This window comes from Pseudodesulfovibrio sp. 5S69, from assembly GCF_037094465.1.
Lineage (GTDB): Bacteria > Desulfobacterota > Desulfovibrionia > Desulfovibrionales > Desulfovibrionaceae > Pseudodesulfovibrio > Pseudodesulfovibrio methanolicus.
This window is the reverse complement of sequence record NZ_CP146609.1, coordinates 3,786,917-3,811,896: the sequence shown is the minus strand read 5'-3', so window position 1 is coordinate 3,811,896 and position 24,980 is coordinate 3,786,917. Positions and strand designations below refer to the sequence as shown.

The 24,980-nt window shown below is 55.6% G+C and carries 14 protein-coding genes; 5 read left to right on the top strand and 9 right to left on the bottom strand.

From position 1 onward, the window contains the following. Nucleotides 1–43: 43 nt before the first annotated feature. Nucleotides 44–8,815: a GH36-type glycosyl hydrolase domain-containing protein gene (locus V8V93_RS17775; protein ID WP_338667982.1), complete on the bottom strand. Its 8,772-nt coding sequence runs from the start codon at nt 8,813–8,815 to the stop codon at nt 44–46. A 403-nt stretch (nt 8,816–9,218) separates the two neighbouring features. Between V8V93_RS17775 and V8V93_RS17770 the strand changes: the two genes are divergently transcribed. After that, nucleotides 9,219–10,697, top strand: coding sequence for a B12-binding domain-containing radical SAM protein (locus V8V93_RS17770; RefSeq protein ID WP_338667981.1), 1,479 nt, complete (start codon nt 9,219–9,221; stop codon nt 10,695–10,697). 164 nt (nt 10,698–10,861) lie between these two features. Here the strand turns inward: V8V93_RS17770 and V8V93_RS17765 are convergent, their stop codons facing one another. The 7 genes from V8V93_RS17765 to V8V93_RS17735 form a co-directional block, all read right to left on the bottom strand. Further along, nucleotides 10,862–11,236 (bottom strand): hypothetical protein, encoded by a 375-nt coding sequence (locus V8V93_RS17765; protein ID WP_338667980.1) that lies wholly within the window; start codon nt 11,234–11,236, stop codon nt 10,862–10,864. A gap of 83 nt (nt 11,237–11,319) precedes the next feature. Then, complete coding sequence (locus V8V93_RS17760) at nt 11,320–12,399, bottom strand: ATP-binding protein (protein ID WP_338667979.1); 1,080 nt, start codon at nt 12,397–12,399, stop codon at nt 11,320–11,322. Between the two features lie 496 nt (nt 12,400–12,895). Then, the gene (locus tag V8V93_RS17755; protein ID WP_338667978.1) at nt 12,896–14,119 is read right to left on the bottom strand and encodes a PAS domain-containing sensor histidine kinase; all 1,224 of its coding nucleotides are present in this window, start codon (nt 14,117–14,119) and stop codon (nt 12,896–12,898) included. Continuing rightward, on the bottom strand, nt 14,116–17,160 hold the full coding sequence (locus V8V93_RS17750) for a chemotaxis protein CheB (RefSeq protein WP_338667977.1): 3,045 nt from the start codon (nt 17,158–17,160) through the stop codon (nt 14,116–14,118). Before V8V93_RS17750 ends, V8V93_RS17755 begins: the two co-directional genes overlap by 4 nt. Before the next feature lie 104 nt (nt 17,161–17,264). After that, nucleotides 17,265–17,411, bottom strand: coding sequence for a DUF3309 family protein (locus V8V93_RS17745; RefSeq protein ID WP_338670203.1), 147 nt, complete (start codon nt 17,409–17,411; stop codon nt 17,265–17,267). 216 nt (nt 17,412–17,627) lie between these two features. Then, the gene (locus V8V93_RS17740; protein WP_338667976.1) at nt 17,628–18,407 is read right to left on the bottom strand and encodes a BON domain-containing protein; all 780 of its coding nucleotides are present in this window, start codon (nt 18,405–18,407) and stop codon (nt 17,628–17,630) included. Between the two features lie 336 nt (nt 18,408–18,743). Then, nucleotides 18,744–18,986: a GlsB/YeaQ/YmgE family stress response membrane protein gene (locus tag V8V93_RS17735; RefSeq protein WP_338667975.1), complete on the bottom strand. Its 243-nt coding sequence runs from the start codon at nt 18,984–18,986 to the stop codon at nt 18,744–18,746. A gap of 779 nt (nt 18,987–19,765) precedes the next feature. Here V8V93_RS17735 and V8V93_RS17730 point away from each other — a divergent pair. Further along, nucleotides 19,766–20,464: an SDR family oxidoreductase gene (locus tag V8V93_RS17730; RefSeq protein WP_338667974.1), complete on the top strand. Its 699-nt coding sequence runs from the start codon at nt 19,766–19,768 to the stop codon at nt 20,462–20,464. A gap of 146 nt (nt 20,465–20,610) precedes the next feature. On the opposite strand, the gene V8V93_RS17725 is transcribed toward V8V93_RS17730, so the two are convergent. Further along, nucleotides 20,611–21,177, bottom strand: coding sequence for a site-specific integrase (locus V8V93_RS17725; protein ID WP_338667972.1), 567 nt, complete (start codon nt 21,175–21,177; stop codon nt 20,611–20,613). Nucleotides 21,178–21,363: 186 nt separating this feature from the next. On the opposite strand from V8V93_RS17725, the gene V8V93_RS17720 reads away from it, so the two are divergent. From V8V93_RS17720 to V8V93_RS17710, 3 genes are all read left to right on the top strand, one after another. Further along, nucleotides 21,364–21,759, top strand: a complete 396-nt coding sequence (locus V8V93_RS17720) for a hypothetical protein (protein WP_338667971.1) — start codon at nt 21,364–21,366, stop codon at nt 21,757–21,759. A 461-nt stretch (nt 21,760–22,220) separates the two neighbouring features. Continuing rightward, on the top strand, nt 22,221–22,601 hold the full coding sequence (locus V8V93_RS17715) for a hypothetical protein (protein WP_338667970.1): 381 nt from the start codon (nt 22,221–22,223) through the stop codon (nt 22,599–22,601). Between the two features lie 1,052 nt (nt 22,602–23,653). Then, a complete protein-coding gene (locus tag V8V93_RS17710) occupies nt 23,654–24,883 on the top strand; it encodes a DEAD/DEAH box helicase (RefSeq protein ID WP_338667969.1) in 1,230 nt (409 codons plus the stop codon). Nucleotides 24,884–24,980 lie beyond the last annotated feature (97 nt).

Here is a 24,980-nt window from a genome sequence, read left to right as displayed (position 1 = left end):
GAGCCCGATCAGCGATCCAATACAGTGGGAGCTACTCCTCTGGCTACAGGGCTGCATTCGGCGGTTTTTCCGGGGTGTTCCCGTTCATGAAAGACTCTGCCGCCCGGGGGCTTGCCTTTGAAATTGGCACCAGCACTTCGGCCCAGTGCTCCTTTCGATCATCCGTCAGGGGAATGCAGCCGTCCCGCTGCGGGGTGCGGTCCAGGGTCACGCTCAATTCTCCCTCTTCTTCGGAGACCTGTACGACCTGGATGTGAAATACCGTTTCCCGATAGCGATAATGTATGGTGAAACCTTCCCATTCGGACGGCAGACAGGGTGAAAAATGCAGTCGGTCCACCTCAAGTCTGAGGCCCAGAAGCGATTCCAACATCAAACGATACATCCAGGCTGCAGAGCCGGTGTACCAAGTCCAACCGCCCCGGCCTGCATGGGGGGATACCGCGTAGACATCCGCTGCCATGACGTAGGGTTCAACCTTGTAAGTTGAAACTTGCTCGGCCGTGAGTCCATGGTTTATGGGATTGATGATGCCGAAAAGTTCCCACGCACGACGAGTGTCGCCGAGCCGAGCAAAGGCCATGGCCGCCCAGACCGCTGCGTGCGTGTACTGGCCGCCATTTTCCCGCAACCCCGGAGCATAGCCTTTGATGTACCCGGGATTGAGCGGGGAGGTGTCGAAAGGAGGATCCAGCAACTGCACCAGTCCTTGCTCGCGGCGGACCAGGTGCTGATCCACAGCCTCCATGGCCTGACGTGAACGTTCTAACTTTCCGGCCCCGGAGAGCACGGACCAGCTTTGGGCAATGGCGTCAATCCGGCACTCCGGATTCAACGAGGACCCGAGCGGCGTGCCATCGTCGAAATAGGCGCGGCGATACCACTCGCCGTCCCATCCATTGGCCTCGATACTGCCGCGAAGTGCCGCAGCCTCGGAGCTGCATCGCTCGGCGAAGGAGGCGTCGCCATGGGAGTCGGCAATTGCGGCAAACTCGTTGAGTACGTCAAAAAGGAAGAAGCCCAGCCACACGCTCTCGCCCTTGCCGTCCCGGCCCACAAGGTCCATACCGTCGTTCCAATCACCTGATCCCATCAGTGGTAGGCCGTTCGCGCCATAGCGGAGGCCGTGTTCGATAGCTCGTGTGCAGTGTCCGTATAGGGTGGACATTTCTTCGGACCTTTCCGGCAGGTCATAATAGGAATCTTCGTCCTCCTTCAGCTTTCGGCCCTGCAGAAAACCCACAGGTTCATCCAGCACACCGGTATCTCCGGTGGCGCGCACATAGCGGGTCACGGCGTACGGCAGCCAGAGATAGTCGTCGGAGCACTTGGTGCGCACGCCCCGGCCCGTCGGGGGATGCCACCAATGTTGCACGTCGCCTTCCTCGAACTGATGGCTGGCGCTGAGCAGCAAATGGTTGCGCACGAGCTCCGGCCGGGCGTGAATGAGGGCCATGGAGTCCTGCAACTGGTCGCGAAAACCGAATGCGCCGCCGGATTGGTAGGTGGCGCAACGCGCCCAGAGGCGACAGGACAGGGTCTGATACAGAATCCACCCGTTGGCCAGTACATTGAATGCATGGTCCGGCGTCTCAACATGCACTGCCCCCAAGGTGTGCGTCCAGTGCTGCCAGACCTTGTCCAGGGCCATGCGAGCGGCGCTCGGTCCCTGGTGACGCTCGATCAGGCGCCTGGCGTCAGCAACGTCGCGCCCCATGCCGAGCCGAAAGACGATTTCTCGCTCCTGCCCGGCCTCCAGGTCAAAAGCCACTTGAATGGCCGCACAGGGATCAAGGGCGGCCCCCACCCTGCCGGAAAGCCGGGTGCGCGCCATGGCGGCCGGTGCCTCCAGCGTACCTCCCCGGCCGATGAATTCCGCACGGTCACCGCTCACGGTGCGCGTGGTTTCGTCTACATCGAAGAAAGCCGTCCGGCCGCTGAACTCGGTATTGTATGAATTGCGGGCCAAAAGCGCACCACTGTTCAGATCGATTTTAGTGACAATGTGCTTGGCGGTCTTGCCGCGCAAATCTCCCAGCACCCATTCGGCATAGCCTGTGGCCGAAAGCCTGCGTACCCGACCCGATTCATTGCGGACTTTCAGCACCGCGAATTTGACGGCGTCATCAAGGGCCACGTAGACCCACAGCTCACTGGCGACGCCTCGCTCGACGTGCTCAAAGACACTGTATCCGAAACCGTGACGGGTAACATAAGGAGTGGTCCCGCGACAGGGCAAAGGCGTGGGCGACCAGAAATGGCCTCGCTCCTCGTCGCGAATATAAAAGGCTTCGCCCTGTGAATCGCTGACCGGATCGTTGTTCCAAGGAGTCAAGCGAAATTCATGGGCATTCTCACTCCATGTGCAGCCCATGCCGCTTTCGGAGATAACAGAACCGAAGTCCGGGTTGGCCAGCACATTGATCCAGGGGGTGGGCGTCCGTTGTCCCTGGGCCGTAGTAATGACATATTCCCTGCCGTCCGGGGTAAAGCCGCCCAAGCCGTTGGAGAAGCTCAGATCTTCTCGTGGCAGCGGGACAACGGCGGGGGGGGCTGCACGCAAGGGGCGTGTCGGAATGAGCCGAGGTGTAGTTGTCCTCACGAGGCTGTGACCTCCGATTTGTTCCGCCAAGGTTCCCCGTGCGTCGGAAATGACGGCGCTGGCCACGGCCTTGAACAAGGTACGGTCCTCTTCAGCGATGCGGTCTGCAGGCCGGACGAATATTCCTCCGGGGCGGTCCGTCTGGTTTGCCGTGGGGCCGCCGGCGATGAGCGCCATGATCTGGTCATGGAGAATCTGCCTGTATCCGGCGTGGTCCTCATTCCAGATCACCAGATCCACCGCCAACCCTTTGAGCTGCCAATAGGCGTGAGCCTGAACCAGTTGGCGCACCAAATCGATGTTGGCCGCATCCTCGATCTGTAACAGCACGATGGGCAGATCGCCGGAAATGGAATAGCCCCAGAGCCCGGATTGCCCACGGGCATTTTTAATGAGGACGCTCGCTTCGGCCCGGAGCGCGGGATTGGCGTAGAGGATTGAACCGGCCAATCTCGCATAGAGCTGCGCCTCGGCCTCCGAGGCGTTCAACTGGCGCAGTTGGACCTGGCTGTGGGTCCAGGCCAGGTCGAAGACGCGATCGGTCATGCGCCGGGTCTGGTATTTATCCATCAGGCCAAGGGCCCCTTTGCGGGTTTCCGAGATGCCGAAGATCATGTCGACGACCACGGACTCTCCCGGATCAAGAGGGACGCGTTGACGGATGGCGGCTATGGGGTCGAGTACAGTCCCTTCGCTGTTCGAGAGCCTGTCGCTGTGTACATGCAGCGCCAGGGGGGCGGCGGGGGTGTTGCCCCGGCCGATGAAGCGCATACGGTCTGTCTCGCAGGACGCGTCCGTGCCCACGGACTTGCGTACGGCCATCATGTGGAGCATAAACGGCGGATTTTCGTCCTGCGAGCGGGGCCTGCGGGTACAGAGGATGGCTCGGTTACCGGGGAGGATCTCAGTCTGTACGAAGAGATTGCTGAAGGCCGGATGCAGAGCGTCCGCCGCCTGCGGTGCCAGGACCACTTCCGTGTAGCTGGTTATATCGAGTGTTCTGCGTGTGTGGGCGCGGTTGGTGATGCGCAGACGGCGCAGTTCAATGTCATCCTCGGGCGAGACGGCGATATCGGTATGCGCGTCATAGTTCTGTTCGCGGCACAGGAATTCGGCCTTGCCTTCCGAGAATATCGTTTCGAAATGCTTCGAATGCTTGATCGTCGGTTGATGGGTGGTGGCCCAGTACTTACGACTGTCCACGTCGCGCAGGTAGCAGAATGTCCCCCAGTTGTCGCGGGTGGGGTCTTCGCGCCAGCGGGTCACGGCGATGTCACCCCAGCGGCTGTAACCGCCGCCTGCGTTGGTGACCATGACATGATAACGGCCGTTGGAGAGCAACTGCACCTCAGGGCTCGGCGTGTCAGCAGTATTGTAGTTTCGCATGGACGCGGTCGTGGCTCCGACTGGCTGGTGACGCTCGGCAAGTTCCGTGGTGTGGGCGAAGAAAGGCGCCGATTGGGGAATACGTTCTTGAAGCAGTGGAAGTGTGGCCAGAAAACGTACGTCCGACTGAAAACGCCGTTGCATCGGGCGTCCAAGCAGTTTTTCGGCCAGGGCCAGGAGGGTCATGCCTTGGTGGTGGGCCATAAAGGACCGGACCACGGCGCTTTTCTGGCCACGCGGCAGGCGCGACGGCGTGTAGTCAACTGCCTCGAACATGCCATAACAGGCTTCGAGACCTTCTTTTGCCAGACGCTCAAGGTTGTTGCAGGCCTCATGAGGGGCAACCTGAAGCGCCAGAGCCGTGGCATAAGGCGCGATGACCAGATCTTCGGTCAGGCCGCGCTTGAGCCCCAAGCCGGGCACCCCGAAAGCGCGGTATTGGTAGTTCCGGTGCGCGTCGATGGAGTTGTAGCCACATTCCGAAATTCCCCAGGGTACACCGTTTTCCCGGCCGTAGTCGATCTGGCGGGCCACTGCTGCCTTGCAGGTCTCGTCGAGCAGAGTGTTCGCATAGCTGGGCATGACCAGGTTGGGCATCATGTATTCGAACATGGAGCCGCTCCAGGAGAGCAGAATCGGCTCTCCTCCGGCGGAGGTGAGCAACCGCCCGAAGGCGAACCAGCTCTCCTGCGGCAACTGCCCCTGGGCGATGGCTACAAAGGTGGCGAACCGCGCCTCCGAGGCTAGCAGGTCGTAGAAGCTCTGGTCTCTGCGGCGTTCATCCACATTGTAGCCAATGGCCATCAGGTGCCGCGTCTCGTCGTACAGGAACCCGTATTCCATCCGGGCCAGCGCGTCACATTCTTGGGCGAGTGCGTTTAGACGTCCCATTCTGGATTTGGCATGTCGGCAGGCCGCACTGATCATATCCCTCATTTCTATTGCCTGCGTCGTCGTTACGACGTTCCCGAATCGGGCTTCCAATGCGGCGAGCCCACCCAACGTCGGAATTTTGTCCAGAAAAGACAATTCTTCGGGGAATTCCTGGGTAGACGCCGCCCAAGGGGTCAGCAGGTCCAGTTCGCCGAGAGCATCCCGGCATTGCCCGATAAAGGCCTGGAGCCACCACTGTAGCGGATTGTCAGGGTCAGTGGTCTGGAAATCCCGGCTATCGGCTACTGCCGCCACCGATGCCATCAGCCTATCAAGGCACTGTCGCGTGGCAGTCAGGGTGTCGGGCGGGTTGATCGCGATTTCGGCCACATCCCGACGCAACGAGTCCATACGGAACGTAGCAGTGGCTGGCAGGTCGCCGGGGAGTTCCCGCAGGGCTATACCCAGAGCGTCGTTCAGGCTCTCGAACAGCCGGGGAGAGAGAATCCTCTCTTCGGTCAGGGCCAATAGACCTGCCCGCAGAGTCAGGAGGTGTCCGGCCAGATTACCCGAGTCGACTGAGGATACATAGCGTGGCATAAGTGGTTGCAAGGTTCGGGTGTCGTACCAGTTGAAGAAGTGCCCCTCGTACCGATCCATCCGCTTCATACTTTTCAGAGCCCGCGAGGTGCGGTCCATCATCTGTCCGCAAGAGAGGAAGCCGAAGTCGAACGCGGAAAGATTGGCCAGTAGGGCCAGGCCCATATTCGTGGGCGAGGTGCGGTGTGCAATGACGGCTTCCGGCTGTTCCTGGAAGTTGTCTGGCGGCAGGTAGTTGTCCTCAGGGCCGACGAAGGTTTCGAAGAAGCGCCAGGTCTTGCGGGCTATCCTGCGCAGGAACAGGGTCTGGGCTTCCGTGAGCCGCTCCGTACGGCGGGTGAGCGGCTGACCGAGCCACCATGCCAGGGCCGGGGAGAGAAACCAGAGGCCCAATACCGGCCAGGTTTTGAGCAATACGGACGGGGTGACCGCAGCAGTGGCGAGTGCGGTGGCCACGGCAAGGAATGGTCCAAACCACATGGTTTGGTACGAGCCAACGAGGTCCATACGGTCTTTCCCCGTCTCTTCGCCCGAAGGCTCCCATTCCAAGAGTCCCCGGTGCGTGACAAGTGTCCGCCAGGTGGTCTTTGTCACTGCATTCAGGCTGTAGAATGCCTCATGGGGCAGGCAGACCAGGGCGAATACCGCTTGGGCGAAATGTTTGGGCAGCAGTTCCATTACAGCGACGAGGTGCTGCCTTAGGGACAGGTTCATGGGTTTTTGCAACACATTCAGCACCGCAGCGATGACCGAAGGCAGCAGAATGATGCCGCACACGGCCAGGGTCCAGAACCATGCGGAAGCCGGAACAGTCCACCCCACCAACAGAAGCAGGACCAGTGCAGGAGCGGTCAGGCTGCGCCGCAGGTTGTCCAGGATCTTCCACCGCGACAGGAGCGAGAGAGGGTTTTTCCGCCGACAGCCGTCGGCACCGGGGACGCCGGGCAACAGCCATCGTGCGATTTGCCAATCGCCGCGAATCCAACGTTTTCTCCGTTTCACATCTTCGCCGTAGCTGGAGGGGTAATTCTCGAACAACTGCACGTCGCTCAGGAGTCCGGCCCGGGCATAGCAACCTTCCAACAAATCATGGCTCAAAATACGGTTTTCCGGAAAACATCCGCCAAGGATCCGCTCGAAGGCCTCGACCTCGTAGATACCTTTGCCGATAAACGACCCTTCACCGAACAGGTCCTGGTACACGTCGGATACCGTCCGTGTGTATGGATCAATGCCGATCTCGCTGGCGCACATGCGCGCATAGCGAGACCGGTTGGTTCCGGAGAGGCTGGCGGTCACACGCGGTTGGAGAATCCCGTAGCCGCCGATCACCCGCCGGGCATGTTCGTCGTAGCGGGGACGGTTCAGCGGATGCGCCATGGCGCCCACCAATTGCCGGGCGCTATCACGGGGCAACTGCGTGTCGGTGTCCAGGGTGATGACGTATTTCGTTCCGCGCAGGACGCTTGCATCGCCGACAATGAGGGAAAAGGGCGCTGACAAACCGTCACGCAACAGGCCGTTCAGGCTCGCCAGCTTGCCGCGTTTGCGCTCATAGCCCATCCAGGTTCGCTCTTGGGAGTTGAAGCTGCGCGGCCGGTGGAACAGGAAGAAAATGTCGCCCGTCGCGCTGGGGTATCGTCTGTTCAGCCCCTCTATGCGTTGTCGGGCCAAAAGCAGCAGGGAAGCGTCGTCGGGCAGTATCTCCTCGGCTGCATCGCGAAAATCCGTCAGCAGACCGAAATGCAGGTGTTTGTCCCTGTTGGCCAAAAAACGGACTTCCAGGTCCTTGGCCAGACCTTCGATGGCCGGGACGCTGGCAAGCATGGTCGGGATGACGACCAGGGTACGCCGGTCGTTTGGAATACCCTTGGAGAAATCCAGACGCGGCAGGGCGTGCGGCGCGGTCAGCAGGGTTGCCACCCAGTTTGCCAGGGCCACCGCCAAGTGGCTGGTGCAGACAAGCAAGAGCAGGCTCATCAGAGCCAGTCCATACCCGTGCAAGCCATCGGTCTGCGCCCTGACAGCCAAGCCTCCGGCGAAGAGTACCGACAAGAACAGGATCCCGCCGCCATAGAGCAGCAGTGGAAGCCGACTGCCCGGTGAGGACTGGAATTCAACCGTCGAGTTGCGCACTTTTGCCGATGTATTAAGTTGGCCCAAGCCATTGTCTATTAGATAGTATCCGACATGGGCTGTGAGGGACTCTTCGCCATTCAGGGCCGCGCCCTCCCGGGCCAAGCCGATGGCCCGGCCCGCGACCTCAACCTCCGAGAAGGGGCTCCTCCTGGCCGTTTGCTCCACCACGTGGCGGTAGCGATCACGCGTGGCAAAATCCATGATGCCGTAAACTTTGACAGGGTCCTCGCCCAGGACTTTCTCGACGAGACTCGTGGACTCGACGAATTCGCTCCAGTCCATAACGCCGAGGAAGCGCAGGCTGCCTATGCTGTTGCTCGTGGAGGCCTGGTCGGCGGATTGTTGCTGGTTCTCCAGATACACCAGTTGCTCGATGGTCAGGCCGGTTTCGGACAACTGCTGCTCGATCCAGGTCAACGGCAGGGCCAGTGCCGGTCCCTTGCCTTGCAGACGGCGCGAAAGTTCGGCCACGAATGAACTCACCAGGGGCGGGTTGGAACGAGTCATGTCGGCAATGGTCAGGATCAGATCCTGCGGCCGTTTGACGGCAACTCCTGTCATCCGGTCGGCCCAGGTTTCGGCGCGGTTGCGGTCAGCTCTGTGACGGGCGATACGGACGGCCACCCGGCGCAAATTCTCGATGAGCGCCAGGCGCAGCATGATCGGAATGGCCCAGAGTTCGCCCAAGTTCAGAGGGACCACGGACTGATACGCCACCACGATACTTTTCAGGCTCTCCGGGGCAACCTGTCCGTCACTGTGGGAAATGCTTTCCAGGGCGAGGTCGTACACCCTCGGGAAACCGGCCGAGGCGCCGGCTGCCAAGCACGGAAGCTCCTGGCTGTAGCCCTTCGGGAGGTGAAGCTCGGCAGTGCGGATTTGTTCCTCGATCACATAAAAGTTGTCCAGCAACCATTCCCCGGCTGGGGAAATCCGGCGTCCCCTCTTCACGTCATCGGTGAGTTGCGTATGCACATCGAACAGCACGGTCTGGTTTTCTGCCAGCCGCCCAAGCAGGCGGTCTTTGGAACGCCTTGTCATCAGCTTGTGTGAATTCGCAAGAATCTTGCCGTGCTGCTCCATCTGATCAGAACTGAACAGTGTGGAGCGCAGGGACGGTTCCTCTTTCGCGCTCTTCGCGCCCCGGACTGCTCCTCGCAGACGGGACCAGACTTCGGAAAGCCTGTCGCCCATGTTCTTGTAGCCCATGCCCATATCAATATCTCCTGCTGCCGAAACAGTGGCGGGGTTCGTGCGGATTGAAACAGGGCTGGCCGATGGGAAGGACCAGCGAAACCACTTTCGGAGCCTGATGCAAATTTTGGGTGAAGGTTTGATACGGACATGGAAGGAATTCCTACCGGCCAGGACGGCATGACGATAAAATACGTCCGGGAAGGCGCGAGTGTCCGAGCACTATAATTAATAGCGCAAATTTTCGGCCGCAGATAGTACAACTATTGCAAATATCTTCATTTGACTCAAAAAATGATGCAACGGCAAGTATTGATTCGTAAAATTTCAGTATGTTCACAAATATAATCTCGATGCCAAAGAATAATATAAATATGATTGTGAATTACGCTGAAAGGGGTATTGTAAGTATGAGGTGAAAATTATGAACGCTCTTCTTGTCTACCCTGCCTATCCGGATACATTCTGGAGTTTCAAAAGCATACTGTCTTTTGTGTCAAAAAAGGCGGCCTTCCCTCCGCTCGGCTTGCTCACCGTGGCCGCCATGCTTCCCGTGGAATGGGAAAAACATCTGGTTGACACGAATGTCGCCCCTCTGGAAAACGCCGACCTCGAATGGGCGGACGTTGTCATGGTCAGCGCCATGTTGGTGCAGCTTCCCAGCGCGAGAAAAATCATGAAACGCGCCAGGGAGGCCGGAAAAACCGTGATCGCGGGAGGCCCGGCCTTCAGGTCGCATCTGGAGCAGTTTCCCGAAGTGGATCATTTCATCATCGGCGAATCGGAAACCGTCATGCCCGAATTCCTGCATGACTTCCAACGAGGCGTGGCAAAGAAACACTACACGTCCTCCGAACACCCCGATTTGGCCCTCACGCCCATCCCCGCGTGGAACCTGTTGAGAATGAAGGATTATATCTCCATGTCGGTGCAGTATTCCAGAGGCTGCCCCTTTGATTGCGAGTTTTGCGACATTGTGGCCATGAACGGACGCCGCCCTCGCGTCAAAAATCCCGATCAAATGATGCGGGAGATCCAAAGTCTGTATGATGCCGGATGGAGGGAGTCCGTCTTTATCGTGGACGACAACTTCATCGGGAACATCGTCCGGGTGAAGGAGTTCTTGCCGAGGCTCGCCGAATGGCAGAGGCTGCACCACTACCCCTTCAAGCTCATGACCGAGGCCAGCGTGAATCTGGCGCAGGACGATGAACTTATGGAGATGATGAGCGCGGCGAACTTCCACAAGGTTTTCATCGGCATTGAAACGCCATCCACGGAAAGCCTGGTCGAATGCGGGAAAAAGCAGAACGTCACCACCGATTTCAGCTCGGCGATCCGTCATATTCACCAACACGGCATGCAGGTGATGGGTGGCTTCATCGTGGGTTTCGATAACGACACCTCGTCGATTTTCGGGCAGCAATTCAGATTCATTCAGGAGATCGGGGTCGTGACGGCCATGATCGGGGTTCTTAACGCGATGCCGCATACGAGATTATGGACTCGGCTCAAATCCGAAGGGAGACTGCTTGGCGAATTGAGCGGAGAGAATACCGACGCCTGCGTGAACTTCGATCCCCGCATGGGATGTGAAGCCCTGCTGGATGGATACAAGAAACTTGTGGGAGAGCTGTACTCTCCAAGGAAATATTATGACCGGATCAGCACGTTTCTCTCTTCCTACGCACCCACGGCACGGGGAAAAATGGTCCGGACGGATGTTCAGGCCTTCTTGAAAAGCATGTGGGCTGTCGGCATTGCCTCACCCGCCCGCATCCTCTACTGGAAGCTGGTGCTGAAAACACTTTTGACCAAGCCGAAAGCCCTCTCCGCCGTGGTTGAAATGGCGATTCAGGGCTTGCATTTTGCACGGGTGTCCCAGCGCATCATGGGTGTGTGAGGCAGCAGGGGGGGCAGGACCGGACTCCTCCTTCGGCCCGTCGAGGGCGATTGCCAGATGGAGCTCACACACGAATGGCCAAAGAGTAGACAAGCCGAATCACAAGGGAAAAAGCGGTACGGCACCTCCCCGGGAGGCACGGATGCCCCCTGGGGATGGACGGATCAACTGCCCGGAATGGGGAAGATCTTCTGCTCGCTCCTGGCCGGATTCTTTTCCAATTGGTGGTAACGGTTCCATGCGTTTTTCGACAAGCGCCTCAGGATGTCATCCAGGTCGGAACCGTGCATCAGGTTGCTCAGGTCCGCCTCGTCCATCAGGCGGTCCGAGAGCGAGTAGCCCTCGCCCCGACTCAAGTCGAGTTGCACATCTGGAATGTTGAAAACGGGTAGCGAGTCGCAGACGTCCACGAGTAGATCCCGCACCGTCTGATAGAAGAACTTCTTCACGTCTTCCGTTGATTCGGCCTGGGTCAGCAACTCGCGGAACCGACTACGGGCTCCCTGCTCCTGCTTGGTGAATGATAATTGAGTGCTCATATGCTCTCCTTGTTGCGTTGACATTTTGCCGAAGTCCGGCGGCCGGAGTGATGGCGGAATCTGCTCGCGGGAACCCGCGCGGATCAAGCGCGTGAGTATTTGATGATGTCTTCTTTGAACTCCTCGATCACGCCCTCCGTCAGTGAGGGGGTGAAGGTTGCAATGGCCTGGACGATGGCGTCCGTTGTCACCGGAACGTTGCTCCCGCTTTCGCATTCTTCTTCAAAGGCGTGCTGGGCTATGGTCTGAAAGAGGTATTCGATGTCGGCCGGGGTGTATTTTCCCGTCAAGGCGATGATACGCGCCAAATCGATGGCGCCTACGTTCATCTTGGACAAGAAATATTTCAGAATGGTTTCTCTTCCGCTCTCGTCGAGAGTCCCGACCGGGATGATGCAATCAAATCGCCCAGGCCGCAGCAGGGCGGCGTCCAGTTGGCGGATGTAGTTGGTCGCGCAGACGAGCAGCAACTTGCTGGTATGGCTTTTGATAAGCGGGACCTGCTTGAGAAACTCATTGGTGATGGACCTGTCTACGCGATTGGCTCTATCCCGATTGCCTGCAAGTTCTTCGAATTCGTCTATGAATATGACGACTTCTTCCAGGTCTCGCGCCTTCTCCATCACACTGCGCAGGTGGGCGCCGATTTTGTCCACTCCGTCGACCATGAGCATGCTCGGCATGATTTCCACGTACCACCACGCCAGCCTTCCGGCCATGGCCTTGACGAAATGGGTTTTGCCCGTGCCGGGAGGGCCGAAGAAAATGATGGTTTTGGGTGGAATGACGCCATGTTTCCGAGAGAGTTCCTCCTCAACCAGAGGGAGAATGATCTTCTTTTGTATCAGCTTCTTGGGTGGCTGGGTGTCGGAGATGGTGTCCCATATGTCTCGGGTGATGGCCTGTGCGCCCATTTGCACCAGCAGTTTTTCCTGGTTGTGCGTGGCGAGTTCCTTATCCGTCCCGATATTATCGACAAAATCGTTGCAGGCGATCTTGAATCCGACATCCCGGTTCAATTTTTCGGACAGTACCCACTGATGTCGCCTGATTTTTTGCCAGAGATCGGTAACAACATCCTTATCGAACTTCGCGCCGCAGGCCTCGAAGATCTTGCTGGCGCAGACCTCGGGTGCGGGTGATTCGAATGTCTTGATATCCATAGTTTGGGCTCCTGCCACAGCATCTTATTTACAATACATCCATTACATTCAGGCATGTGCATTTGTGATATTATGAATTGGAACAATGCCATGTTAAACATCTGAATCAAGACGCCAGTGAGTATTTACATAGTACTATATAGCTTGGGATTGTCACTGTATATTTTCAATAAATCATTTATGCGGAGTAGAAATAAAAGCAATCAGACTTGCCTTGAGTAATTGGCGACTTGTCAATCCCATCCAATGTGGATTGTTTCATGTCGATGATCAAGGGGGTCCTCCCCCTGGCAGCGTGGGGAGCCCCGCTCCAGATGGGCAGACGTCATCCCCCCTCCTTACTCCAATGGTTGGGATACCCGATACGAGAGTTGGAACCGAGCCCAACATGCCTTTCGGTCCGGCTTGAAGATGCCGCCATGGTGCTTTGACCTTGGGGCAGAGGACATTCCTATTTCAGATACGAAGGCTTTCGGCGGGCCGAGCGGAAGAAACGCTACCGGATGTCGCAGCGGGGGAACGAGGTGGTGATCGTGGTCCCGTCGGGCTCGGATGTGGCGAGCTCGATGTGGCCGCCATGCGCCTCGGCGATAAGGCGGGCACTGTAAGTTCCCAGCCCCGTGCCGAATCGCTTGCCCTCGGTGACGTATTTCTCGAAGAACCGGTTTCGGATTGATTCAGGCACCGCGCCGGCATTATGGATGGCGATGTACACCGTGTCCGGGTCCGTCCGGCAGGTGATAGTGACGTCCCCTCCCTTCGGGAGAGCCTCAATGGCATTCTTCCCCAGGTTCATGAACATGTCCTCAAAGAGGAAGGCCTCTCCGAACACTCTCGCGCTTTCAGAAAAGCAATCCGCTTCGGCTTGGATCGAAATGGTCACCTTGAACTGCGAGGCAAGCACCGCCAGGGATAGCTTCATTGTTTCAAGGACTTGAGGGAGTTCAACCGGGGTTTTGGCTGGAGTAAATACGCCTTTCTCCATTTCCCGCAAAGGCTCGGCAGCGTCGATGAGTTGGATTACTTGCTGAATACCGACCATGACTTGCGGAAAGGCGTTCATCAAGGCGTCACTCTCGCCTTCTTCAAGAACCATCTGCGTCAGGGAGAAGAGGGTTGCAAGCGGCCCCTTGATGTCGTGATGGATGATGCGTTCCACGTCCTCCCGAAACTGTTCTTCCTGCTTGCGCCCGGCGATGTCGTGTATCACGATGCGGCAGACGGGAGTCCCTTCGTCGTCCGGGACCACGGAGCTGGTCAAAAGCGCCCAGAACTCGCTCCCGTCTTTTTTCTTCAGACGTAATTCGCATTCCGCCGTCGCTTCCGGCGAATGGTTGCCGAGGAGCTCCTTGCGGTGACGGTAGTATATATCCTGGTCCTCCCTATAGATGAAGGCGGTCCAGGGCTGTCCGACCATATCGCTGCGGTGCATGCCGAGCAGTGTCGCGGCGGTGAGATTGGCCTCGAGGGTCATCCCCTTTTCGCTGATCGTGCAATAACCGACCGGAGCCATGTCATAGAGATCGAAGTAGCGCGCCCGAATGGCGTCCAGTTCCGCCTGTGACCGGCGCAACTCCTCGTTTTGCAGCTCCAGCTCGATCTGATGGACGCGCAACTCGTGGAGCGCTTGTCTCATTTCCTCGGGAGAAAGAGACTGTTTGTCCTCAGAATCTCTCGATTGGGCCAATGCTTCCGCTTGAAGTCTGAGCTGGTCTTTCATGGGCTGTCGGCCTCCTGGACTATCCGTTGTGTGGTCGTCATACCATAGGCAGAGCCTGTATCGTCCACCAGCAGGCTGGCCGTGAGCCACACCTGCAATGCCTGTCCATCTTTGTGTATACGGCGTGTCTCATAGGGCACCGGCAAATCGCCCACCGCAGCCAGTCGAAGGTTCTCCAGTTCCTCCGCCTGCAAATCCTTTGGGAGCATATCCTGAATGTTCATGGACAGTGCTTCCTTTTCACTCCACCCGAGAAGCCTTTGTGCCGAAGGATTCCAGGATAGGATATCTCCCTTCATGTCCAACACGGTAATGGCATCCTGCGAGTCCCGCGCAACCACTGCGAGGCGGATTTGGCCATGGGCCTCCTGCAACAACTCGTCGGATTTCTTCATCTCGGTTATGTCGACAAAGGTGATCACGGCGCCCTCGATCACGTTATCCAGGGTGCGATACGGCTGGATGCGCATTGTGTACCATTTCCCATCCTCCGCCTGTACCTCCAGATCCTTGGGGAGCAGCGTTTCCAGTACGGACTCCACATCCTCGACCAGGCTGTCGTAGCCCACAAGCTTGGAAACGATGTGACCGACATGTCGCCCGATATCGACTGGAATCAGGTTGATGATCTGGGTGGCGGCCGGGGTGAAGCGCATGATGCACAGATGGTGGTCCACGAATATCGTGGCGATGCCCGTTCCGGAGAGCAGGTTGCTCATGTCGTTGTTGGCCTGCGACAGATCGGTCAGCTTGTTCTGCAGCTCGGTATTGACGGTGGACAATTCCTCATTGACGGATTGTAGTTCCTCTTTGGAGGTCTCGAGTTCCTCGTTCGAGGATTGCAATTCTTCGTTTATGGACTGCATTTCCTCGTTGGACGAGTTGAGTTCCTCGTTGGATGTTTCGAGTTCCTCAATGGTGCTTTGGAGATATTCTTCGTTGGCCAACAGCTCTTGCCGCAGCGTCTTGACGAGATTGTCCTTTTCCCCATCTGATTCCTCTACCCCGCCCCCGACGGCTGGGGGGGCGGGTGTTTGCACAGACTCGTGGTTGATCTGCGGCGAGGGTTCCAGGATGACCAGATAGAGGGGGTCAGAAAAATCCACATGGTCGGCAGCTACCGGGCAGACCGTCAGGTCTACCGAGGTGAAGGACCCGTTGGTCTTGACCCACAAAGACTGGCTGCGCGCGGTTCCGCCGGATGAACGCGCCTTGTGCAGGGCCGTGTTCAATCCGCGGCGCAGTCCCTCCCGCGCCATCTTGAGGATGTTGTTGGTACCTGCTTCGCCTTGCGCGGGTTCCAGGTACTGGCCGGTGCGCCCGTGGAGGTAAAGGATGTCACCCTGCGCGTTGACGAGCACTCCCACGGGGACGAACCGTTGCAACAGCGTCTGTTCGGTCAAATCACGCAACGGCAGCTTGGCGGAGGCGGCCTCCTTGACGGTTGTCGGCCGGAGGAGTGACGAGTCAAGGGCCGACAGGGGCGGAATGAAACGGCTCATGGCTGTGGAGCGTTTGCCAAGCTGTGCTTCCTTGCACAGATACAGTTTCGATTTGCGGTGCACGGCGGTGAACAGGTCACCGAAATCGCCCACTGTTTCCGATGTGCCCAAAAAGAGGAATCCGCCAGGGCGCAAAGCGTAATGGAAGAGCGGCATGAGTTTTTTCTGCAACTCTCCGCCCATGTAGATGAGCAGGTTGCGGCATACGACGCAGTCGAGCTTGGAAAAGGGGGGATCCTTGATTACGTCCTGTTCCGAAAAAATCAGGATGTCGCGGAGTGTTTTGTGGATGCGGTAGGCGCCACCATTGGACTCAACCGTGAAAAATCGCGCCAGCCGTTCGGGCGTGACATCGGCGGCTATGCTGGCCGGGTACAATCCGCTTCGGGCAGTGCTTATGGCCCGACTGTCTATGTCGGTGGCAAAGATCTGCACCTTGATCCTTGTCCGGGTCTTTTCCATGTACTCCTGCAGGAGGATGGCGATCGAGTAAGCCTCCTCTCCGGTGGAGCATCCCGTCGACCAGATTCGGATTGAGGACCCAGGTGACTTTCCAGCAAAGAGTTTGGGGACAACCTCTTCCTCGAACTCCTTGAATACTTCGGTATCGCGAAAAAAACGGGTCACGCCGATGAGCAGGTCCCGAAATAGCGCCTCCACCTCCTGCGGGGCTTGCTGCATGTATTGAATATACGCATCCAGCGTGTCGATTTGATTCACGGCCATTCGGCGTTCGATGCGGCGATGGATGGTGCTCGGTTTGTATTGGGAAAAATCGTGTCCGGTATGGATGCGCAGAAGGATGCATATTTTACGTAGCGCATTTTCGGTCCGGGACGTGGGGGCGGCCTCCGTATGGAGAGGCGGGCCATAGGCATGGGCAGCATAGGTGATGATCCGGGCGGGCATCTCCGACGGCGGCAATTCGTAATCCACCAGGCCGGTGGCAATGGCGCTGCGCGGCATACCGTCGTACTCGCAGGATTCGGGCGTCTGAGCAATGACCATGCCCCCTTCGCCCTTGATGGCCCGCACGCCGAGGGTGCCGTCGCTGCCCGTGCCCGAGAGCACGACGCCGATCACAGATTCATGCAGACTCTGAGCCAGGGAACGGAAAAAATAGTCAATGGGCAGCCGCTGCCCCCTCGGGGCGATGGGGTCGATCAATTGCAACCTGCCGTGCAGAAGGGTCATGTCGTGGTTGGGCGGAATGATGTAGGTGCAGTTAGGCCGAACTTCCATACCGTCTTCCACCTCGAAGACCTCCATGCGGGTGCAGCGTCGGATGAGTTCGGTCAGCAGGCTCTTGTGATCCGGCGCCAGATGCTGGACCAGAATAAAGGCCATCCCCGGATCGGCATCGGCGGGCATGCCGGAGAAGAACGCTTCGAAAGCCGCCAGACCTCCGGCCGAGGCGCCAATGCCCACGATGGGGAAGGCTGGCCCGGAACGCCGCCCCGGAACGGGAGCGGCCTTTTCGGTCGATACGAGAGAATCCTTTTGCGGCTTAGAGGCGGGTGTGTCTTTTTTCTTTGTCATGTATTTTCCTTCCTCGCCGTCTCATATCCTGTCAGACATCTATTGTCCCGCGAGAAGACCGTGCCGTCTTCTTTTTCTGGTCCTGTTTATTGGCTTTTTGTCGATTATATTCGGCCAGTCAGAAACAGGACCATGATTATGATTATAATAACTCCAAGCGTGCTGCCGGGCGCATAGCCCCACGCGCGGCTGTGCGGCCAGACGGGAATGACTCCCAGAAGCAAAAGCGCCACAACAATCAGTATGATCATGGCAAGAGGCATTGTATTTCTCCGACGTTAATAGTTTAATAAGATAATGAAAACGGAGTGTAGAGCGTTCGTGGCTTGCCGTTGTCATTACCCTCCTCTACCGAATGAACCGTTGACTGCCTTTAGTATCAATACCCAAAAGGTCTTGTCCGATGCCGGGGAGTTGTCTTCTTGTTTGTTCCCGCCAGCCTTTCCCGCATTACTCTGCGAAGCATTTCAATCGGTGGTCATGTCGTTGACCACCTTCTTTACGCCGTGAACATCATTGGCGAGCTTCCCGGCCAAGGCCTTCTCGGCATCGTTCCCGGCTTTGCCCTTCAGGGTGACGACGCCCTTTTCCGTCACGACATTGGTGTTCAGGGCACTTGTCGAGCGATGATAGAGCAGGGTTCCCTTGACCATGGCGGTGATGGACGCATCGTCAACGGCTTCTCCGAGGGCCTCCGCCTTCATGCCGATCATGGATTTGTCCTGTGCGGAGGCGGGTACCGACATCATGTTGTTGACGCTTCTGACACCTTCGACATCCCCGGCATACTCGCCGGTCAGGTCCTTCTGGGCGATGCTGGAGGCTTCGCCACGCAGCGTGATGACGCCTTCTTCAGCGGAGACGCTTGTCGCGGCCGCATTCACGTTCTTATGGAAGAGAAGGGCGAGCTTCACCTTGGTTATGAGCCATGCATCCGTACCGGCAGAATGCGTCCTCTCTTGGATTGTGAGTTTGTTATCCACGCTTTTCACGTCAGGAAGTCCGGCGACGGTGTCGCCGGCCAGGGACAAGTGCGGCTCTTCTTCAACCGTTCCGGTCAGTGTTACCTCGCCATCGCTGGAACTCACCGTGATGTCGTCGTTCTTGAGATAGGTTTTGAACACGTATGTTTGTTTGGCGGAAGATTCGATACGGTCATCCATCGTGGCGGCATGGAGCTTGGCGTTGCCCAACAACACGAATGACATAACTACAGTCAGGCTTAAAATAATGAGTATTCTTTTCATGAGGCATTCCCTTTTCGGCCATAAAGACATGTCGTTTTATTTAATTATTACATGATGTTGTGCTAATTATTCGCTCGTCGCGAAGGATTGTAGGCATAAGCGGGCGCAAGCGGTCAGCCTCGTACCACCGTTGACTCCTGCTGATTTGCCGAGTCCGGGTGTCCAATGAGGGCAAGAACAGCCTAAGACCCGCATATAAGCAGGATCTCAAAGGCGAATTTTACAGTGTGGAGTCGTGTGGGCGCGGCAAGGGTGCGCGGAACGGCTAGGCGTATTTCAAAAGCGGGTATGGAGGGCTGTGGAAACTTAAACGTCGGGTGCCCTGGAGTACGACGATCAGGCTCTTCTGAACAGGCGCAAAATGAAAATCAGGATCACCGCGCCTACTGTCGCAGTGACTATTGCCCCGAGCAGTCCGCCCGAGTTGATCCCAAGAAGCCCGAAGACGTATCCGCCTATCACCGCCCCCAAAATACCGACGACGATATCTCCGATGAGACCGAATCCGCCTTTCATAAGCATCCCGGCCAGCCAGCCTGCAACCAATCCTATCAATACGAACCAAAATAGACCAATCATGAAATACCCCTATGATTAAAAATAATTTCAACTGTTTTTATATTAGCATGTGTGGTAAAAAATAACACTATAAATAAAAAATGATGCGACACTTACGGTATCGACTTAGGAAAACTGGACTCGTTCTATGGACAGAAATCGGTTTTGGTCGCTGAAGATGCGAAAATCGATACTACGTCCACCCCAAACTCATGGCTCAGTGGTCCGAAGGAGCGAGGCCTCTTTTCTTCTATTTCTCGGCACTAATTCAATTGGATCAGGCCCGACGTCATCAGGTGTCACTTTAAATGGCGGCTATTCTTTCCGTGGCAAATGTGGCGTTTTCAGTTCACTGAAATAACGCAATTAAGCAGTCTTTCAGCTGGTTTTTACGGCCTTTCACACCGCAACCCTATCCATACGTTCGAGTTGAGGAGTTTGGGACTTTTCGTGTCCGCTATGTGTCCGCTTTTTCCCCGACGCCATGCAAAACCAACGTCATTCCGCGCCTTCTGCACACAAAGCGACAGCGTGTCTCTAATAGGCTTGGCGGCGAATAAGTCCTGTATTATTGTTGTATTAGATTGTCTTGCAAGTTGGCCAGCCTCAAGAATGGCATTCAAGAGGTCGTGGGTTCAATTCCCTCCAGCTCCACCAATGATTATAAAGGTTTAGAAGGTTTTCCTTCTAAGCCTTTTTTCGTGGGATATACAAAAGAATATACATTTCCAAGCAGCTGTTCTAATTGTAGAATTTGCTTGTTGGATTTTGATTAGCAATCGTTTATCCATTGAGGAATGATGTCAAACCAATTGAGAAATAAAAAAATACTTTTAGTGGGGGGAAGTGCGGGCCTTGGACTTGCCGTTGCCACGATGGCGCATGGGTGCGGAGCTCAAATTGTCATCGCCTCCCGGGCTGCAGCCGAAAAGCATGAAGAGCTGGTGGCTAAGGTTGGTCCTGAAATAGAGACCTTTTCGTTGGATGTGACCTCGGAAACTGGCTTTGATCATGTATTGCAGGAGATCAAAGAAATTGACCATCTTGTTATGACCACCCGACCGACAATCACCCCGGCGTCTTTTGTTGAAACCGACTTGGAGCAAGCTCAAAAAGCATTTGAAACGAGGTTTTGGGGCCAATGTCGACTTATTCAGAAGGTGCAAGGTCGTATTCGCCCAGGTGGGTCCATTCTTCTTACGACCGGTATTGCCGGCGAAAAGGTGTATGAAAATAATTCAATCATGGCCGTGCTAAATAGTGCTACAGAAACCCTCTGTAGAACCTTGGCCGTAGAGATGGCTCCAATTCGGGTTAATGCCGTTAGCCCGGGATTCATTGCGCCAAAACCTCAGGAGGTGGAACACTATGCCAGCCAGTTCCCTTCTGGGAGGGTCGCGTCGGCTGCCGAAGTGGCTGAAGCCTATATCTATTTGATGACGAATCAATATGTCACGGGTACCACCTTGGTGGTTGATGGTGGTGCAAGGTTGATCTAAGCATTGCCAACACGCCTCTATGGTATGGCATTCAAGAGGTCGTGGGTTCAATTCCCTCCAACTCCACCACAAGAAAAATAAGGACTTCAAGTTATTGCTTGAAGTCCTTTTTTCGTACCTGATGGCGGATTTCAGGAATATGTCCGCTATGTGTCCGCCGCTTCCGACAGGTCCGTGCCGGTCATGGTGTAGCGTGTGGCCAGACGATCTTGCGGGCCATCGTCCATCACGCCTTCAAGGTGGCTGAACCGGTCCGTCATGCGCAGGGTCTTGTGCCCGATCATGACGTTGGTTTCCTTGAGCGTGCAGCCCGCCTTCAGCATGTTGGGGCAGTAGGTGTGTCGATGGTCGTGGAAGTGCAGGTCGTCGGAGTCGTGGTCGCTGCACAGCCCCTTCCAGGCCGTCTTGAGCGACTTGAACGGCGTTCCGTTCATGTTGCCGACCACGAAGTTTCCCTTGACCTTTACGCCCCTTTTTTCTCTATACCGGGTAACATGCTTTAATCGGGCGGCAAGGGCATCTCGGGTGCGGGGCATGATTCGATGCGTCCTGGTTACATCGTTTTTGCTTCTGTGGAAGGTGATGCAGCTCTCTTTAAGGTCGATATCGGACCATCGCAGGCTGAGCAAGGTCGGTTGGATGAGAGAGCATCTGGATTGGCGTGACTGGGGAAAATATCGTGCCCCGATGTACCCTGACGGCAAGACAGACACGCATGGTAGATCTGGATTCTTCCTTCACGGAGGGAAGCGGCCTGGATCGGCAGGATGTGTGGATGTCGGGTGCGGCGATGAGGATTTGTTCCCCTTGTTGCGAAAACAAAGAAGGCCTGTAAAAATCAAAGTAAAATAGCGAGGTTGGGGAGGCTTCGTTGCAACGAAGCCTCCCCAAAATGAGATATGAACAAAACAAGTATTGCCCTCATCGTTTTATGGCCTGCATTGGTATCTCAATTGTTTTTCTATGTGAGCGCGGCAACGAGCAACGACGTTATCAAGTTCGGAGCCTGTATTGTCGCAACGATCCCACTGTGTCTCTTCGTTAAAAGCATCAAAGGGAAAATGGTTCTCGTCAAAATCGGACTGATCTCATTCTTGGCGGCAGGAATGATGCTTCTGACATGGCGCATTGATCCTTATCATTCCATAGGTCAGTTCCCGGCAAGCAGCCTTTTGCATACAATTCCCATATTCGCTGGATTGTATTTCGTAACGCTTTTTGTATGCCTGATTATCAATAGGATAGCTTCTTGCTTTGTCGTGAAGGCTAGTGCTGAATCCAGCGAAGGGCACTAAAAGGTAACCTGTTTTATATTTGATTTCTTGTCTTGTTTAGGCGTGCCCTGAAAAGGGCATCCCTTTTTGGAAGTCATGAACACACTTATCGTTTTATATCCAACCGTTGTCCATTTCGCTTACCTTGTTTCTGTCTACAATGCGGATTCGCGTGTTGTTAACTGGATCGTTCTCGTCTTCTCCTTCTTGCCATTGATATGGCTTTTGCGAAAACGGAGGCTGACGGTGTCTTCATTTCTGTCGCTGATCAAGTTGAGTTGTTACGGTGCGGTGCTGCTCAGTATCGTTGATTATTTTGACCCATACTATCCGAAGATGGCTTTTGACGATTGGACCGTATTCCTCCGGTCCGCTGTATATGTAATTTTGTATGTTGCGGTACTTCTTGTGGCTTTGTTCGCCGGGAAATTGTTTTCTCGGGATAGGAGAGTACCTGGCTCCTAAAGGCACGGACCCCGATAATGAAAAAATGGATTCCTTGTTCAGTCCTCTTGATGTGTGCCATCGTTTTTGGCTCTTGGCTTCATTCGTTTCTCCCGCCGGATATCGGGGTGGTCATCCTTGAGAACGACAGTGGGCAGGACATTGTTGAAGCAACTATACGGATTCGGGAAATCGAACTCGTTTTTCCGAAAATTCCTGATGGGGATTTTTGTGCAGCCCGCTATGAAATCCCCGGAGATTCGCATTACGAGGTTCTGGTTACTCTTGAATCGGGGAAAACGATGAGTCTTGAGTCCGGATATATGACAAATGGTGCGGATGCCTTTGATGTGATGATGGTTCGGAAGAACCAGGTCGTTCATCGGTTCTCGCAACCGTCAGGATTTCTTGTTCCCTAAGAGACGCCCTGACCCATCAGGGAAAAGCATGTCGAAGCAATGCCCCGGAGTCGCGAACTCCGGGGCATTTGGGGCCATTGGGCATTCCGTCCCCGCAAATCGGTCGAATTTGGCCAAACCGGACCGAAACATGGCTTTCGGTCCGGTTCCGGCAAACGTGCCCATTTCGTGGAACTGGTCGTTTTTGATCAAAAACGACCATTTTTTCATTGTCAGAACCGGGGATCAGGCCGAGCCGCTTGTATTCATTGACCCGGTGTGCCCAGTCATTGGCCGACATCCCCGGTTCGGATATGCGAAGGTAGCCGCCAGGGCAAGGCCAAGCCCTTCGGGCGGACGCTTCGCAGTCCGGCCTGGCCCCGACGACTTCGCTTGCGTCGTCATCTACGCAGGCGAGGGCGAGAGGGACGGCGGTTTCGACTCCGGCTCAAGGGATGTAGAATGATCGCCCCCTCACAATAGATTTGGGACAATCCAAGGGCGACTTTCACGAACCAGTTAATGGTTCGAAAAACAGAGGCCACTTCAATTAGAGGGATAGTGGGGACTGCCCCGACTCAAGGGATTTTCGAGCTTCTGGGAGAAGAGTCTTTATCGGAGATGAAAACGGATCTGGATGCGCATCCAGATCCGTACCGCCTGCCGTCTGTCCTTCATCTCGGAGGATGTGGTTTTTTTGCCTGGTGCTGAGAAACGGAAACTGCATGAAGCAGGCAGGTCAATGAGCCGGAATGCTTTTCGAGATGGGGAGTTACCTTTCAAATATAAGTACATCCGAATGCGACTTGCAGGCATTTGCCCGAAATCGTTAACTAAATTTATATAATTTTTTTATATCAAATGTCTTTACTTTCAATCGAGGATGATTCATAAGTAGTCAACTCAGCGTGACTGGACGCACGATTACTTCTTGGCCCCACTTGGGCAACTCACGTTCCACGTAAGCTTTAGATTTATTCTTCCGTACCAGAGCCTACCAATTATCACCCGGTGTTCCGGGATCGACCGCTGTTACGCGCCGTCGTCATCTTCTCTTTTTTCCCAAGGCTTTTATGTCCTTTGCAGATTTTTCTTTTGATCGGCGTATTAACGCTGGCATCAAATCCTGTGGCTATGAGACCCCAACGCCAATCCAACACAAAACCATCCCGTTAATTCTACAGGGGCATGACGTTATGGGGTTGGCACAGACGGGCACTGGCAAGACTGCCGCTTTTGCTCTGCCCATTCTTCAAAAGCTTCTTTCCGATCATTCCTCACAACGAGGTCCACGTGTGCTCGTATTGGCTCCCACGCGAGAATTGGCAATTCAGATCAATGACAGTTTTGAATCTTTGGCAGGACATGCCGATATTCGCACAAACGTTGTTATTGGCGGCGTCGGGATGGGGCCGCAGATAAAAGCGTTTGATTCATCACAGGTCATCGTCGCATGCCCGGGGCGACTTGTTCGGCTCCTCGCGAAAGGATCCGTCAACTTGAAAACCGTTGATACATTGGTTCTCGATGAGGCGGACAGGATGCTTGATATGGGCTTCATGCCGGACATCAAGCGAATTATCGCCAAGCTCCCCGCCAAGCGCCAGAATCTTCTTTTTTCCGCCACCATGCCCAACTCCATTCTCGCATTTGCAAAACGGATTCTGGTCAATCCCCAGATGGTTCGGATTAATGCCACGTCACCGGTCTCAAGCGTGAAGCATCTCTTCTATAAGACTCAGAGTAGTCAGAAGAGCCTCTTGTTGGATGACATCCTTTCCCGCTCAGAGCATCAGAGCATGCTGATTTTCACTCGCACGAAGCACAAGGCCAAGAGTTTGTCGCGCCAACTAGCCAACAGCGGCCACGACACTACGTCTTTGCAAGGCAATATGAGCCAAGGCGAGCGCGAAAAAGCGCTAACCGGGTTTCGCGAAGGACGATATTCCATCATGGTGGCAACAGACATTGTTGCACGCGGGATTGATTGCGACCGCATTACTCATGTCATCAACTACGATATGCCCAATACGGTTGAAACCTACACACACAGAATAGGCCGAACTGGCAGGGCCGGGCGATCCGGCAACGCCATCAGTTTGGTTACTCAAGATGAAATCCCGCAGTTGCGCGCCATTGAAAGAATTATGGATGTCTCAATTGAGCAAAATTCCATTTGCGGTTTCGAGGCACCAGAAAACAGCCGTGGAAAGTTGACTGAAAATGCTGTTGATCCCCTCAGGAAGGCAGATGGTCGGCGACGGAGGCGAAAGCCTAGGCGGGCAATGGCTTCTGCGGCCTAACGATTAAAGAAGACGCTCCCCATCCAGTTGCTGGAGAAGAGTGAAACTGTTGTCTATATCAATCATTTAAACCAGATAATGACGCGCCAAGAAAACA

Bases quoted from the DNA above. Each gene is read 5' to 3' on its own strand.
- V8V93_RS17730 (WP_338667974.1), top strand. From the start codon at position 19,766: ATGTCAAACCAATTGAGAAATAAAAAAATACTTTTAGTGGGGGGAAGT.
- V8V93_RS17755 (WP_338667978.1), bottom strand. From the start codon at position 14,119: ATGAAAGACCAGCTCAGACTTCAAGCGGAAGCATTGGCCCAATCGAGA.
- V8V93_RS17715 (WP_338667970.1), top strand. From the start codon at position 22,221: ATGAAAAAATGGATTCCTTGTTCAGTCCTCTTGATGTGTGCCATCGTT.
- V8V93_RS17710 (WP_338667969.1), top strand. From the start codon at position 23,654: ATGTCCTTTGCAGATTTTTCTTTTGATCGGCGTATTAACGCTGGCATC.
- V8V93_RS17740 (WP_338667976.1), bottom strand. From the start codon at position 18,407: ATGAAAAGAATACTCATTATTTTAAGCCTGACTGTAGTTATGTCATTC.
- V8V93_RS17775 (WP_338667982.1), bottom strand. From the start codon at position 8,815: ATGGGCATGGGCTACAAGAACATGGGCGACAGGCTTTCCGAAGTCTGG.
- V8V93_RS17745 (WP_338670203.1), bottom strand. From the start codon at position 17,411: ATGATCATACTGATTGTTGTGGCGCTTTTGCTTCTGGGAGTCATTCCC.
- V8V93_RS17750 (WP_338667977.1), bottom strand. From the start codon at position 17,160: ATGACAAAGAAAAAAGACACACCCGCCTCTAAGCCGCAAAAGGATTCT.
- V8V93_RS17735 (WP_338667975.1), bottom strand. From the start codon at position 18,986: ATGATTGGTCTATTTTGGTTCGTATTGATAGGATTGGTTGCAGGCTGG.
- V8V93_RS17760 (WP_338667979.1), bottom strand. From the start codon at position 12,399: ATGGATATCAAGACATTCGAATCACCCGCACCCGAGGTCTGCGCCAGC.
- V8V93_RS17765 (WP_338667980.1), bottom strand. From the start codon at position 11,236: ATGAGCACTCAATTATCATTCACCAAGCAGGAGCAGGGAGCCCGTAGT.
- V8V93_RS17720 (WP_338667971.1), top strand. From the start codon at position 21,364: ATGAACAAAACAAGTATTGCCCTCATCGTTTTATGGCCTGCATTGGTA.
- V8V93_RS17770 (WP_338667981.1), top strand. From the start codon at position 9,219: ATGAACGCTCTTCTTGTCTACCCTGCCTATCCGGATACATTCTGGAGT.